This is a genomic window from Flavobacterium glucosi, assembly GCF_048286535.1.
Taxonomy (GTDB): Bacteria; Bacteroidota; Bacteroidia; order Flavobacteriales; family Flavobacteriaceae; genus Flavobacterium.
The window spans coordinates 290,490-305,021 of sequence record NZ_JBLVPK010000004.1 but is presented as its reverse complement, the minus strand read 5'-3'; the positions used below and the strand labels follow the sequence as shown (position 1 = coordinate 305,021).

Genomic DNA, 14,532 nt, shown 5'->3' with positions numbered 1-14,532 from the left:
TTTTAGTTTAATTATTACGTAAATATATTGGATTTAAACTACAATTAAAATTCTTTCTGTAAAAAACACTTTACTGGTTCTCACGAGAAAATAATTTGTAAAAAGCGCTAAAAAGCGCTTTTAGAACCCCAAAATTCTAAGATATGATTCAGAGACAATCGTACAGTATTTGCGACAATTGTCGATACCAATAACAAGTAGTTTATTTAACTAAACTCAAATGATGATAATGAAAAAGTAAAGATTAAAAGTTTTATTTCAGAATTCGAGCTTCAAGTTTCGTGAGGTAATTTTCGTTTAACTCCAATCTGTTGCGGTGGGAGTCTAAAATCTAAATTTTTCTTTTAAAAGGACTTTTAAAGCCATTCGTTTTCGATACAATTTTTAAAGCCATTCATGTTGTTTAATTAGAGCTTTTTTATTAGCTAAACTACTAGAAATTACGGATACTATAGTTTTGAGTTGGTTATCTGTCGATAGGTTAATAATTTTTGTGGTTATTTGTAAAGGAATAGTATATTCGCTAAAAACTACTCTTATTAACAAATAGGATTTGCCTCCATACTGTTAGTTAGAGTAGCGAAGCGTGTCAGGAAGTTCTTTTTTTTAGAGATTATCATTCAATTTATTAACTTAAAAAAATAGAATACCTCAAAATAAATGCGACCCATTTTTTATGAAAAACTAAATGCAAATTATTTATATTTGCTTTGTAATGATGCTGTTTGGTTGATAAAATAAAATATCTCTGGTCTCTGGTCTCTGGTCTCTGGTCTCTGGTCTCTCGACTGCGCTCGAGATGACACGCACGAGAGGACACGCTCGAAATGATAAAAATAACGTTAGTATTTTAACATCAATCCATGAACCACACCGAACATACCAATACCAGATGGCTGTTTGAAATAACGCCCAAAAATAAATTCTTCTCCCTTAATCTTAAGGAAGTTTGGCAATACCGTGATTTGCTTATGCTTTTTGTAAAAAGAGATGTGGTTACCGTATATAAACAAACGGTTTTAGGGCCACTTTGGTACTTGATTCAGCCGTTGTTTACCTCAATTACTTTTACTATTATTTTTAATAGTGTGGCTGGAATTAGTACGGGTAGTGTTCCTCCTTTTTTGTTTAATTTGGCAGGAATTACCGTTTGGAATTATTTCACGGCTTGTCTCAACGGCACTTCTGATACCTTTAGAAGTAATGCAGGAATTTTTGGTAAAGTCTATTTCCCACGGATTATTGTACCGCTGTCTATTGTGGTTTCTAATTTGTTGAAATTTGGGATTCAGTTTTTTATCTTCATTTGTTTTTATCTTTATTATTATAGTCAAGGTGCGTCAATTGAAATCAATGGTGCTGCTTTGTTTTTTCCATTACTGATTGTTGTAATGGGTATTTTAGGGCTGGGATTGGGCATGTTAATCTCTTCGTTGGTTACGAAGTACCGGGATTTCAGTAATCTGATTGGCTTTGGCGTGCAACTGTTGATGTATATGTCAGCGGTGATGTATCCTATGGCTTTGATTACAGCCAAATTGCCTACTTATGGATGGCTAGTAGAGTACAATCCTTTGGCATATGTGATAGAAACGACTCGTTATATGTTGCTAAATGTTGGGCAGATTTCCTTTTGGGGATTAGGCTATACAATAGTGGTAACCGTTGTGGTGTTTTTTATAGGGGTGCTCGTATTTAATAAGACGGAGAAGAGTTTTATAGATACTGTTTAGTAGTCAGTGTGAACGTTTTTTTAAATTTATATTTCGTTTTGAAATAGATTTTAAATTATTAACTAAAGATTTAATAAATAGATTAATGAAAGAATATATTCATAAAGTATTGAAAAAACTGGGTTACAAAATTTCAAACATATCCCAAAAAGAACAAGATTTAAAAAACTTTGTAGCAGGTTTTGGTGTTCAAAATGACAGGAATGATTTAGTTTTAATGTCAGCTTCCTATTTGTTTGAAATTAAGAAATATTTTCCAAAGCTTTCATTGCAAGGCCATAAAGAAGGTGTTTTGGCTCGTTTTAATGACTTGAAATTATACATAGAAAGCTCTGAAGAATTTTTTATAATTAAAGAAGTTTTTATTGAAAAAGATTATAATTTATTGTCTAATGAAAATTTTGTGGTCTTTGATATAGGAATGAATATTGGTATTAGTTCCTTGTTTTTTGCCTTAAACAAAAATGTGGATAAGATATATTCCTTTGAACCTGTCTTGAGCACTTACAATCAAGCATCCTATAATTTGGAATTAAATCGAACTTATTCTAATAAAATAGAGGCTTTCAATTATGGTTTGGGCGGTTCCTCCCGAGTGGAGAAAGTGCTGTACAATTCACAAGCAAAAGGCAATTGTGGCATACGATTGGAGTCAAGTCTTGTCATAGACAAGAAAGATGCAATAGAAATTGAAATAGCCATCAAGAACATTGGTGATGTACTTCCTGATTTGTTAGCAAAACATCCAGCGCAGAAAAAGGTATTGAAAGTAGATTGTGAAGGGGCAGAATATGAAATAATTCAAAAATTGAGTGATACAAATTTACTGGCAGACATTGACATATTGTTAATTGAATGGCATGATAAAGGAGCTAAAATGCTGGATGATATATTGATAGAAAATAATTTCAGGATTATATCCAGACATTTGACTTCCATTACCGGGATGATTTATGCCTTTAAAAAGTAAAAAAAAGTTGTAAACAGATGTCAATATCTAAAGTCTCCATAATAGTTCCCTGCTACAACCAAGCTCAATACCTGGATGAAGCCTTGCAATCGTTGTTTGACCAAACTCATACTAATTGGGAATGTACTATAGTTAATGATGGCAGTACTGATAATTCGGAGGAAGTAGCTCGAAAATGGGAAACCAAGGACTCTCGCTTTGCCTATGTCTATAAGGAAAATGGCGGAGTTAGCAGCGCCAGAAATTTAGGAATTATAGAGGCAAAAGGAGAATTTATTCTTACTCTGGATGCTGATGACAAGTACGAAGCCACTTTTCTTGAAAAAGCGGTAGCAATATTAATCAATAATCCGGAAATAGGGATAGTGAGCAGTTGGGGAAGGTATTTCACAAATGACAAGAAACTACAGGTGTATAGACCAATAGGAAAGACAACCCTTGATTTTTTGTTTCATAATGCTGCAATTGGAACATCACTATTCCGAAAACAATGTTGGGCGCAAGTGGGCGGATACGATGAAAAGCCGGAAAACGGCTATGAAGATTGGGAGTTTTATTTAAGAGTGTGTGCATTGGGATGGAAAGTACATGTCATCGAAGAAGTTTTGTTTTTTTACAGGCAAAGCATCGTTTCCAGAAGTGCAGGAATGAATCGGAAACACAACGAAATCCAAAAATACATTTACATCAAGAACAAAGAAACTTATTGCACGCATTATGAAACCTTGATAGACCAGTTTTTAAAGACTTCTGATTTGGAAAAAGCGGAAATCAATAAATTCAGAAACACGATAGATTACAAATTAGGGTTTGCAATTTTGAAACCTTTGCGAAGCGTAAAATGGTTTTTTTTGAATCTTTTAACTATTAAAAATTTTAAAAGTAAATAACTAAAAATTTATGTTACCTTAAGTGCTTAGAAAAATTAAACTATATTAGACATATAAGATTCATGTAAGAAAAAATAAAATAACTTTGTGCCTTAGCCTTTGTAGTAAAATAGTTTAACCCAATAACCTCCTTTGAAAGAAATTATCCTTAAAGCCGAAAACATCTCCAAGCAATACCGCCTAGGACAGGTAGGTACGGGTACGCTCAGTCATGACTTGAACCGATGGTGGCATCAAATAAGGGGTAAGGAGAATCCATATTTGAAAATTGGCGATGTTAATGACCGAAGCACAAAAGGAACCAGTGATTATGTTTGGGCTCTCCAAGACATTAACTTTGAAGTGGAAAGAGGTGAAGTTTTAGGGATTATTGGTAAAAACGGCGCAGGAAAATCTACCTTATTAAAAATATTATCCCGCGTTACTGCGCCCACTGCAGGTAATATTAAGTTTGGAGGTCGCGTAGCTTCTTTATTAGAAGTAGGTACTGGTTTTAATGGGGAAATGACCGGTCGAGAAAACGTATATTTGAATGGTGCCATTCTGGGCATGACCAAAAAAGAAATTACATCTAAAATAGATGAAATTATAGCATTTTCAGGTTGCGAGCGTTATATAGATACTCCTGTAAAACGCTACAGCAGCGGGATGACCGTGCGACTGGCTTTTGCAGTAGCTGCTTTTTTGGAACCGGAAATCTTAATTATAGATGAGGTTTTAGCGGTGGGCGATGCGGAGTTCCAGAAAAAAGCGATTGGTAAGATGCAGGATATTTCCCGTGAAGGAGGTAGGACGGTTTTGTTTGTAAGTCATAATATGGCAACTATTCTGGAATTGTGTAATAGAAGTATTTTAATGGATAAGGGTTTTATTAAAAGTTATGGAAAAACAGAAGAAATATTGAAAGAATATCAAACTGCAATTAACGTTGTTCAAAAAGACGATAGAATTGAATTGAAGATTGATTTTGAAAAGGATAATAATATTTGGGGAATTGATGAATATTTGATAATAACATTAAACAATATTACTATTGAAAAAAGCTTGTTTATAGATTTTTCATTTAATGATTTATTTGGGAAAAAATATTTTTCAATTGAAGGAAGTAAATTAACTAACAAATTAAATTTTGATAATACACTACAATTGAAAATTTTGAATCCCGGAATTTCCGATACAATTTTGTCAATGGATATTGGTTTTAAAAAACATCAATTGCATAATTATGAGGCTATTCTTTCGAATTTGTGCCAAATAGCAACACCTGAAATTTCTTTAATTAATCCCATAAGAGGCTTTATAATACCAAAAATATTTATAAAAGATGAAGAATTTAGCGAGTTTAGATTATTGGACTAAAGCACACGGAAAAATAAATATTGAATTAAATCCAAATGATATAATAAAAAAATGGATTTCAAATAATATTGATTTTACTAATATTAAAACTGTTTTTGAAATTGGATGTTATCCAGGAAGATATTTGACTATTTTTGGAGATCAAGGAGTAGAATTAAACGGAGTTGATTATATAAAAGATGTTATTAAACTTCCCCAAATTTTTGCATTAAAAAAATATAAAGTTGGACAATTCTATAATTCTGATTTTTTTAAGTTTGAACCTAATGTTAAATATGATTGTGTTATGTCATTAGGGTTTATTGAGCATTTTGATAATTGGGAAAAGACTATGATTAATCATTTTGATTTTATTAATGATAAAGGATATTTGATTATTGAAGTTCCTAATTTCAAAGGAGTGTTCCAAAGAATTCCTAGAATTTTATTTGATTATGAAAATTATAAAAGGCATAATTTAAATTCAATGTGTTTAAAAGAATGGAATAGAATATTAATTCAAAATGATTTTGAGATTATTTATAGTGGGTATTTTGGAGGATATAAGCTTTGGTTTGAAATAGAACAAAAAAAAAGAATTAATAAGCTTTTTAAAATATATATAATTAAAACTCTAGTATTATTTAGAAGTGTTTTTTTTAAAAATAAAGTTGAAAGCCGATATTTTTCTTGTGCAATTGGAATTATTGCTAGAAAAAAATAACCTATTTCTGTATAGAAAAAATAAAACAATATGTTGTGAAACAAAAAAAATATAGATTGATTGTTTTCTTTATTCCATACCACCATATTGGCGGCGCAGAGCGTGTACATGTTAATATAATTAAGGCATTAAAAAAGAAACCAATTGTTTTTTTTGATTACTCGAATTCTGATAAAATATCTGAAGAGTTTTCTGAAAATGCCCATTGTTTTTTAATTAACAGTAACAAGAGAAGAAAATTTGCAATTCGTTTTCTTCAAATAATTTCTTGTTTTTTGCCGGTTATCCTTTTTGGATGTAACAGTGGTCTTTTTTATGTTTTTGTTTCTAAATTAAAAGGTAAAATTAAAGCTGTTGATTTGACCCATGCCTTTTCTTCTCCAGAGCATGGTATGGAAATTTCCTCTTTACCATACGTAAATATGCTTGATAAAAGAATAGTAATAAATAATAAAACTTTTAATGATTATAAAGTATTATATCAAAAAAACGCAATTGAAGAATCATTATTGGATAGATTTAAAATTATTTCGAATGGTATTGCAATCAAGGATTTTGATGATTGTCAAATAGATTCTCGCTTTTCTAACTTTACCATTGGTTTTGTAGGGAGAAATTCTCCCGAAAAACGCCCCGAGTTATTTTTTGAAGTTGTGCAACAAACCAAGATTAAAGCTTTAGCAATTGGAGATAATTTTAAAAATTTTAAAATTGATTTCCCTGAAGTTGATTATTTTGAAAACTGTAATGACTTAGAGATAATTAGAAAGCAATTTTCAGGAATTTCGCTATTGATTGTACCTTCAAGTAGAGAAGGATTTCCCCTAGTGATTATGGAAGCAATGGAATTAGGTATTCCTGTTATAGCTACTGATGTTGGTAGTATCAGAGAACATGTAAACAATGATGAAAATGGGTATTTGAGTGCAGTAGATAAAGAAGTGTTTTTAAGTTTTACCATTGCAAAAATTAAGACAATTATTGAAGATAAAAAACTATATCGTAATTTGTCACTAAAAGCGAGAGAACACGCGGAACAAAATTTTGATATTAAAAATTTTAACAAGCAATATCATGAATTATTTTATGAATAATTCTTTAGTTTCCATAATAGTTCCCTGCTATAATCAAGCCCAATACCTTGGCGAGGCTTTGCAATCGGTGTTGAATCAAACCTATGTGAATTGGGAGTGTATCATTGTCAATGACGGCAGTACGGATAATACAGCAGAAGTAGCAGAGCAATGGTGTGGCAAAGATTTGAGGTTCAATTATTTTTTTAAAGAAAATGGGGGTTTGAGTAGTGCTAGAAATCTAGGATTGGAAAATGCCAAAGGAGATTATATCCAGTTTTTGGATTCGGATGATTATTTAATTAAAACAAAATTAGAATTGTCGTTGCAGCAATTGAATTCAGTTAAAAACAAAAATGTAAAAGTAGCGATTTCTAATTTTAGGATGTTTGTTGACAATCCCCAGAAGACCTTCGTTCCTTACTGTAATTTGAATAATCAATTGTTTAATTTTAATAGTTTACTCTATCATTGGGAAGAATCGTTTACCATCCCAATTCATTGTGGTTTCTTTGATACTATGTTATTCAAGAGTTTTAGATTTCCTGAAGACTTAAGGGCCAAAGAAGATTGGGTTATGTGGGTAAGTTTTTTCTACATGGATTGCAAAATAATTTTCATAGATGAGCCTTTGGCTTTTTATAGAAGAAATCCAGACAGTATGCAAAGTACCAGTGATATGCTCCCTGATTTTATAAAAGCTTGTGACTATTTTAAATACTATTTATCTGGAGAGGAATACCGTAAGTTTTCTTTAGTATTAATAGCAAGATATTATAAATCAAATGAAGATTATAAAAATAGATGGATAGATATTAAAAACTCAAACACCTTTCAAACTGGTTTGATGATAAAAAAAATTTTAAAAAAGATTGGTGTTTTAAAATTATTCAAGCGTTTCTTTCCGATGTTTTTAAAATTCAAAGATAAGGAATTGTAATATTTGTAACCAATCACATTCCCTTAACTCGCATTTGTAGTATGAATTAGATAAGTTTTTATATGAAAGAAATAAAAATAAATTTTGTGGATTTTTGGTCAGGTTTTGATAAAACAAATAATTATTTTTATAATTTGTTGGTTCAAAAATACAATGTACTCATTGATGAAAACCCGGATTTGTTATTTTATTCTTGTTACAGTAATCATTATTTAAACTATAAATGTACCCGAATATTTTTTACGGGAGAAAACGTAAGGCCTGATTTTTTGGCATGTGATTTTGCTTTTTCTTTTGATTATAATAAAAGAGAAAACCATTTTAGATTGCCATTGTATTCTTTGTATATAGACCATCACAATATGTTGGGTAAGTTGCAAACCATAGGTACTAGGGAAGAAGCCCGCACAATTTGGAGAGCCAAAACCAAGTTTTGTTGCATGGTGGTTTCCAATTCCAATAGTCCCAAAAGGTTGGTGTTTTTCAAGAATCTTTCGAAAGTAAAACTTGTTGATTCAGGTGGTTCGGTTTTGAACAACGTGGGTGGAAGAGTGCCTAACAAGGCAGAATTTATTAGGGATTACAAGTTTGTTATTTCTTTTGAAAACAGCCAGTACAACGGCTATACCACCGAAAAAATAATGGAACCCATTCGAGAGGATTGCATTCCGATTTATTGGGGGAATCCACTTGTGGACAAGGATTTTAATGCCAAAAGATTTTTAAATTACAACACCTTTCAATCCGAAGCGGAATTAATTAATCGATTGCTGGAAATTGAGCAAAATGAAGAATTAGCCATCGATATGCTGTTGCAACCCACTTTTAATGTAGTTAAATTGACCCATGAAGACGAACATCAACGAGTACTTGAAATTTTAACTACTTTTATAGAAAATCCAAAGAAACCAATTGCAAGACAATTATGGAGCTATCTTCATAAGTTTAAATTGGATTGTAAAAAAATAAAAAGGAATTTAAAAAAGAAATTTTAAATGCTTGCTATAGTAATCCCGTTTTATAAACTCACTTTCTTTGAAGAAACCTTGGATTCCATATCCAGGCAAACCAATAAACAATTCAAGGTCTATATCGGCGATGATGCCAGTCCCGAAAACCCCACAAATCTATTAAACAAGTATCAAGGTAAATTTGAGTTTAGCTACGATCGGTTTGAAAACAATTTGGGTGGGATTTCGTTAACTCGACAATGGGAGCGATGTATTGCTTTGACTGTTGATGAAGAATGGCTCATGATTTTGGGTGACGATGATTATCTGGGAGATAATGTGGTGCAGCAATTTTATGCCCATTTGCCAGAGTTTGTTACTAAAGCCAATGTTGTACGGTTTGCCTCCCAATTGGTTTATGAACCAGAACAAACAAAATCCAAAATTTATACCCATCCCGTTTTGGAAAGTGCAACGGAATCTTTTTACAGGAAATTTAAACGCATTGCCATGAGTTCGCTCTCGGAATATGTTTTTTCCAGAAAGGCCTTTGAAAAATATGGATTTTATGATTATCCTTTGGCTTGGAACAGTGATGATAGGGCTTGGTTGGATTTCTCACAAGACCAACCCATTTATTCCATTAATGAGAGCGTAGTTTATCCTAGAATGTCCCATTTGAACATTACTGGAAAAAGGAATAATTTGGAGTTGAAAAACCATTCTACTACTGCCTTTTTTCATTATATAATTCAAAGAAAATTAAACGATTTCAATAAATACGAACGAATAAAAATCGTCCGAAAATACTATTTTGAATTGAAAAAAGTGAAATCTTTGGGCATAAGGGATTGGATATTCATCATCAAGCATTATACAAGAAACTTAAATGTTTTGGCGATAAAAGATTTTCTGAAAAAGTATATTTAGCTAGAAAACAAATGGGTTTTTCGCAATAAAAAAAACATAAAGAATTATCAAATAAATGAAACCAAAAGTAACCATTATTATTGCAACCTTTAATAGGGAAAAATATTTCTTGGAAACACTTTTGTCCATCCTAAACCAAACTTTCGCAGATTGGGAATGTTTGATTGTTGATGACGGATCAACTGATAAAACTGTTGAAATTATAAGGCCGCTTTTGGAACAAGAGTCCCGATTTCATTATTATCTGCGTCCAGAAAGTTATAAAAAAGGCACTTCGGGATGTCGTAATTATGGTTTGGATTTGGCCAAAGGAGAATATGTCATATTTTTTGACGACGATGACATCGTACATCCTCAAAATTTGGAAGTATGTGTAGCTGAATTATCTAAAAAAGACATTTCTTTTTGCAGGTACATTCGCAAAGTTTTTGTTGGTGATTTTGACTACGTACTTGATTATTCCAAAACATACACTTTTTTTTACATTGATAAAAAAGACATTGAGAACATGTTGAAAAACGAGCTCCAGTTTAATTCTTGTGCCGTGATGTGGAAGAAAGAATGTTTTCTTAACTCGAGATTCAATGACAGAATATCATATGGTGATGAATGGGAATTGTACTCGAGGATTTTATCGACTGGGATTAAAGGGATTTCTATAGGGAAATGTTTGTTCTTTGGAAGGAAACACCCTGATTCAATAACTGGTGAATATGACAGGAAAAATTCTACAAGGAGAGCCTCTTATGCTGAAGCTGTTTTGTTGGTGGTGCAAAATCTGAAGGAAAAACAGTTGTTGACTTATTCTTTAAAACGGTATTTTATTGCTTTTTCAATAGATTTCGAGGAGTATAATTTGTTTGAAAATATTTTAAACACACTGGATTTTCCTATATTTGAAAAAATAAAATGGCATTTTTTTTACTCGTTCTTGCCTTTGAGGTTGGTGATTTACAAAAAAAAAAAAGTTATAAAAAAGAAGTTTCAATCTCTAATGATTGAATTTAAGTATTTAAAATAGCAAAGGGAAATAAAGGTTTCAGGGATATAAAAAATACAAACAAAAATAATGAAACAAAAGTTATTTAAATTATTGAAAGCAATATTTAAAAAGTTCAACATAGGTGTAACGGGATATTCCCATTTTTTGTTATATGAGGAATACGAGAAAAATATTAAATACTTAAATGAGATTCCAGAAGGTAAATTAGTTAAGTTGGCTTCTTTAATAGAAAAATCGAAATCTCAGATGAAACAAGATTTATTTGTTTTAGCGGAACTAGATTTTAAGAGAGATGGTTTTTTTGTGGAGTTTGGCGCAACCAACGGGATTGACTTAAGTAATTCTTTTCTTTTGGAAAATGAATTTGGATGGAATGGAATACTTGCTGAACCCGCAAAATGTTGGCACGAAGAGTTGAAGTCCAATCGAAATTGTAATATTGAAACCAATTGTGTTTGGAGTGATTCAAAATCGGTATTAAACTTTAATCAAGTTGATTCTGCTGCGGAATTGTCAACTGTAAGTACTTATAATAAAACAGACTGTCACTCTATATTGAGAGAAGTTGGGCAAAATTACAGTGTAAATACTATTTCATTGAATGATTTGTTGGACAAATATAATGCACCTAAAAAAATAGATTATCTTTCCATTGACACTGAAGGTAGTGAATACGAAATATTAAGCAATTTTGATTTTTCAAAATATGAATTTAGTATCATTACTTGTGAGCATAATTACACTCCAATAAGAGAAAAAATATATAATCTTTTGATGGAACAAGGTTATACTAGGAAATATATTGGCTTGTCAAAATGGGACGATTGGTATGTTAAATCAAAATTAATAGCGCAATAGTTTGTTATTTATCTATATTTAAAAAATGAAATAATGGATTTTCAATATTATTTTCTTTTGAGATTGATGATTCACAGAAAAAAGGAGCCCTAAAAAGAAGATTTAATCTCTAATGTCAAATTAGACCTTTGCGGGAGAATCAAGATTATCTTGTTCTCAATCAAGTAATATGTAAATAATGAAATTTTTAATAATAGAACAAGATTTAAGAGTTTGGGGAACCAGTCAAGGAATTATATCCCGTTCTTTTTTGGCAAAATTAAGATCGTCCTACCCAGATTCAGTTATAGATGTAGTGTATATTAAGCAGGATGGCAGCGAAGATCGACTTGATTTATTGCCGATTGATTCCATTGAAACGCATATTTTAAAACCCAAAACTCCATTTTTCACTAAATGGTTCAATAAAATCTATTGGCGGTTGTTCCATATTTCATTAGCCAGAAATCATGTTAACAAAGTGTATAGATCATGTATTGCCCAAGTGGACTACCACAATTACGACCATATTTTTATTCGAAGTGCTGGAATACACCATGAAACGATTTTGGGTTGCAAAGATTTGCCCATTTTAAAAAAAGCCATCGTTAATTTCCACGATCCTTATCCCTTGTTTTGGTATCCCGGTTCCAATATTTCATTGACTAATTTGGAACTTTTTCAACTAAAGGAAATGTTCGAAGTGGTTACTCAAGCCAAAAGTTGCATGAGTTCGGCCAGCTTAATGTCGGAAGACTTGCAAACTTTATATGGGAGCAGAAAAAAATTTTACAACTTGCCTCATCATTACGATGAAAGTGTATTTGACTTGTCTGATGTCAGTGCTGTTTTAAAAAAGAATAAAAAAATAATGATTTCTTATCACGGTGCCATCCAGTTTGGCAGGGATGTCCATATTCTTTTGGATGCCTATCAAGATTTGATCGAAAATAATCCCGTGTACAAGGAAAATACGGAGTTTGTTTTGCGATTAAAAGGAGTAGATTTAAAGAAATTGGTAGTTAAATATGCAAATACTCCCAATATCGTAATCTTGGATATGTCCACTTTTTCCAATTCCTGCTACGAGCAAATATATGAAGCCGACATCAACATTATTCTGGAAAACGGTCCTCTGTATTGCAATATTTTGGTGGGAAAAGCCCCATTTTTGGCGGCAACCGAGAAACCTGTTCTTTCGATTTCTCCAGAAAGAAGTGAAATGCGAAGGATAATAAAAGACAATCAGTATATTGCCAGCAGTACCGACCTAGAAGAAATCAAGCAAAAACTGGAAAACCTGATTGTCAATAGGATGAATTCTAATGAAGCGGTGTACCCATTCGGGGATTATTTTTCGGATGAAAATTTTAAAACAATGTTGGATAAAGTATTGTTCGAAACGAAATCATAAAGGATATATACCTACTTAAAATGGCAACCTCACAACCCACTTTTTCCATCCTCATTACCACCAAGAATCGGTTAACCGATTTGGCTTTTACCTTGGAGAAAATCAAGAACTTCTTACAAGAGGATCGTGTGGAATGCGTGATTTTTGACGACGGTTCCACTGATGGTACTCAGGCATACCTAAAAGAAAACTTTCCCAACATTCGACTAGAAAGCAATCCTGTTTCCAAGGGGTATATTTATTGCAGGAACAAGATGCTGAACGAAACCCAAGCCGATTATGCCATTTCGCTTGACGATGACGCCCATTTTGTTACTGAAAAGCCATTGGACTCAATTCAAGAGTATTTTGAAGAAAATGCCAATTGTGGCTTAGTTGCCTTGCGTATTTTTTGGGGATTAAAAGAGCCAAATTCAGCAAGTTCCATTGAAAAAGCACAACAAGTACAAAGTTTTGTGGGTTGCGCCCACGTCTGGCGAATGAAAGCTTGGCGTGCTATTCCCCATTATCCCGAATGGTTTGTGTTTTATGGCGAAGAGAATTTTGCTTCTTTTCAATTGTTTAAAAAGAACTGGACAGTAAATTATTTGCCGGAAGTTTTAGTCAATCACAGGGTGGATGTGAAATCTCGAAGAAACAATTCAGATTATGGAATCAGGCTACGCAGATCTTTGCGTTCAGGTTGGTATTTGTATTTTTTGTTTTATCCTCTTGGCAGCATTCCAAGTAAAATGGTGTATTCGCTGTGGATACAGTTCAAACTGAAAGTGTTCAAGGGCGATTTCAAGGCCTTGCAAGCGATTGTTTTAGCTTTGCTGGATTTGATTTGGAATATTCCGAGAATTCTAAAAAATAGCAACCGCTTGGCGGAAAAAGAATATAAGGATTATAACCAATTGCCAGAAGCAAAAATCTATTGGCAGCCGGTAAAGAGCTAAAAAATAGGGGCCAAAATTGCAAAGTGTTTTTTTTAGTAGTCAATCAAAAAAATATAAAATGAAAAAAATATTAAAAAAAATATTAAAAGTTATTGGGTATAAAATTTCTAAAACAAGTAAGATTTTGCTTCTTGATGAAGATGTATTTGTGGCAATCAAAAAAGAGTTAATAGGGAATAAGTTAGTTTTCTTTGATATAGGTGCTAATTGGGGACAAACCATAAAAAAGATGAGCAGTAATTATCCCGATGCAAAAATCCATGCTTTTGAGCCCAGTAAAAAATGTTTTAAATCTTTAAAGGACAATTTTAAGAATAATACTGTAAGTCTTCATAATTTGGCCGTTGGTTCAAGCTCTAGTCAATTAGAATTTAATGAGTACTCCTGGAGTGCCTTAAATTCCCTCTTGAAAAGAGCTTATGGTACTGCTGAAATTTTGGAAACCTATATAGTTGATGTTGTTACCATTGATGAGTTTTGTAAAAACATTGCTGTATCACATATCAATTTATTGAAAACGGATACTGAGGGTTATGAGCTTAATGTTTTGAAAGGGGCTTCTGAAATGATGGGGCGAAATAAAATCCAGTTTGTCTATGTTGAAATATTTTTTAATGAAAATTATGTTGGACAATCCTCCTTTGGTGATATCTATAATTTTCTTTTGGAAAATGGATTTGAATTAGTTCAGTTTTATGATGTTCTCTATACTAATGATGGGTTGGCTTCCAAGACAGATGCATTATTCATTAATAAAAATTTTATGAATTAGAATATTTATACTAGGTTGCT

14 protein-coding genes are annotated in these 14,532 nt (G+C 32.1%); all 14 read left to right on the top strand.

What is annotated here, in order from left to right; genetic code table 11:
- Nucleotides 1-863 precede the first annotated feature (863 nt).
- The 14 genes from ACNQGD_RS09520 to ACNQGD_RS09455 all read left to right on the top strand — a co-directional run bounded on the left by ACNQGD_RS09520 (nucleotide 864) and on the right by ACNQGD_RS09455 (nucleotide 14,512).
- A complete protein-coding gene (locus ACNQGD_RS09520; RefSeq protein WP_417999134.1) occupies nucleotides 864-1,733 on the top strand; it encodes an ABC transporter permease in 870 nt (289 codons plus the stop codon).
- Nucleotides 1,734-1,818: 85 nt separating this feature from the next.
- Nucleotides 1,819-2,703 carry an FkbM family methyltransferase gene (locus tag ACNQGD_RS09515; RefSeq protein ID WP_417999133.1) on the top strand — a complete coding sequence of 295 codons (885 nt, stop codon included), beginning with the start codon at nucleotides 1,819-1,821 and terminating at the stop codon, nucleotides 2,701-2,703.
- 17 nt (nucleotides 2,704-2,720) lie between these two features.
- A complete protein-coding gene (locus ACNQGD_RS09510) occupies nucleotides 2,721-3,593 on the top strand; it encodes a glycosyltransferase family 2 protein (RefSeq protein ID WP_417999132.1) in 873 nt (290 codons plus the stop codon).
- Nucleotides 3,594-3,725: 132 nt separating this feature from the next.
- Nucleotides 3,726-4,952: an ABC transporter ATP-binding protein gene (locus ACNQGD_RS09505; protein WP_417999131.1), complete on the top strand. Its 1,227-nt coding sequence runs from the start codon at nucleotides 3,726-3,728 to the stop codon at nucleotides 4,950-4,952.
- Nucleotides 4,918-5,655 (top strand): class I SAM-dependent methyltransferase, encoded by a 738-nt coding sequence (locus ACNQGD_RS09500; RefSeq protein WP_417999130.1) that lies wholly within the window; start codon nucleotides 4,918-4,920, stop codon nucleotides 5,653-5,655. The genes ACNQGD_RS09505 and ACNQGD_RS09500 overlap by 35 nt, the downstream gene beginning before the upstream one ends.
- 35 nt (nucleotides 5,656-5,690) lie before the next feature.
- Entirely contained in the window at nucleotides 5,691-6,749 is a 1,059-nt protein-coding gene (locus tag ACNQGD_RS09495) for a glycosyltransferase family 4 protein (RefSeq protein ID WP_417999129.1), read from the top strand.
- Nucleotides 6,730-7,668 (top strand): glycosyltransferase family 2 protein, encoded by a 939-nt coding sequence (locus ACNQGD_RS09490; protein WP_417999128.1) that lies wholly within the window; start codon nucleotides 6,730-6,732, stop codon nucleotides 7,666-7,668. The genes ACNQGD_RS09495 and ACNQGD_RS09490 overlap by 20 nt, the downstream gene beginning before the upstream one ends.
- Before the next feature lie 62 nt (nucleotides 7,669-7,730).
- Nucleotides 7,731-8,663, top strand: coding sequence for a glycosyltransferase family 10 domain-containing protein (locus ACNQGD_RS09485; RefSeq protein WP_417999127.1), 933 nt, complete (start codon nucleotides 7,731-7,733; stop codon nucleotides 8,661-8,663).
- Nucleotides 8,664-9,548: a glycosyltransferase family 2 protein gene (locus ACNQGD_RS09480; RefSeq protein ID WP_417999126.1), complete on the top strand. Its 885-nt coding sequence runs from the start codon at nucleotides 8,664-8,666 to the stop codon at nucleotides 9,546-9,548.
- 55 nt (nucleotides 9,549-9,603) lie between these two features.
- On the top strand, nucleotides 9,604-10,569 hold the full coding sequence (locus ACNQGD_RS09475) for a glycosyltransferase family 2 protein (RefSeq protein ID WP_417999125.1): 966 nt from the start codon (nucleotides 9,604-9,606) through the stop codon (nucleotides 10,567-10,569).
- Between the two features lie 48 nt (nucleotides 10,570-10,617).
- Nucleotides 10,618-11,409, top strand: coding sequence for an FkbM family methyltransferase (locus tag ACNQGD_RS09470; RefSeq protein WP_417999124.1), 792 nt, complete (start codon nucleotides 10,618-10,620; stop codon nucleotides 11,407-11,409).
- A 178-nt stretch (nucleotides 11,410-11,587) separates the two neighbouring features.
- Nucleotides 11,588-12,802 carry a glycosyltransferase family protein gene (locus tag ACNQGD_RS09465; RefSeq protein WP_417999123.1) on the top strand — a complete coding sequence of 405 codons (1,215 nt, stop codon included), beginning with the start codon at nucleotides 11,588-11,590 and terminating at the stop codon, nucleotides 12,800-12,802.
- A 20-nt stretch (nucleotides 12,803-12,822) separates the two neighbouring features.
- Nucleotides 12,823-13,740 (top strand): glycosyltransferase family 2 protein, encoded by a 918-nt coding sequence (locus tag ACNQGD_RS09460; protein WP_417999122.1) that lies wholly within the window; start codon nucleotides 12,823-12,825, stop codon nucleotides 13,738-13,740.
- 58 nt (nucleotides 13,741-13,798) lie between these two features.
- The gene (locus tag ACNQGD_RS09455) at nucleotides 13,799-14,512 is read left to right on the top strand and encodes an FkbM family methyltransferase (protein WP_417999121.1); all 714 of its coding nucleotides are present in this window, start codon (nucleotides 13,799-13,801) and stop codon (nucleotides 14,510-14,512) included.
- The last annotated feature ends 20 nt before the right edge of the window (nucleotides 14,513-14,532 follow it).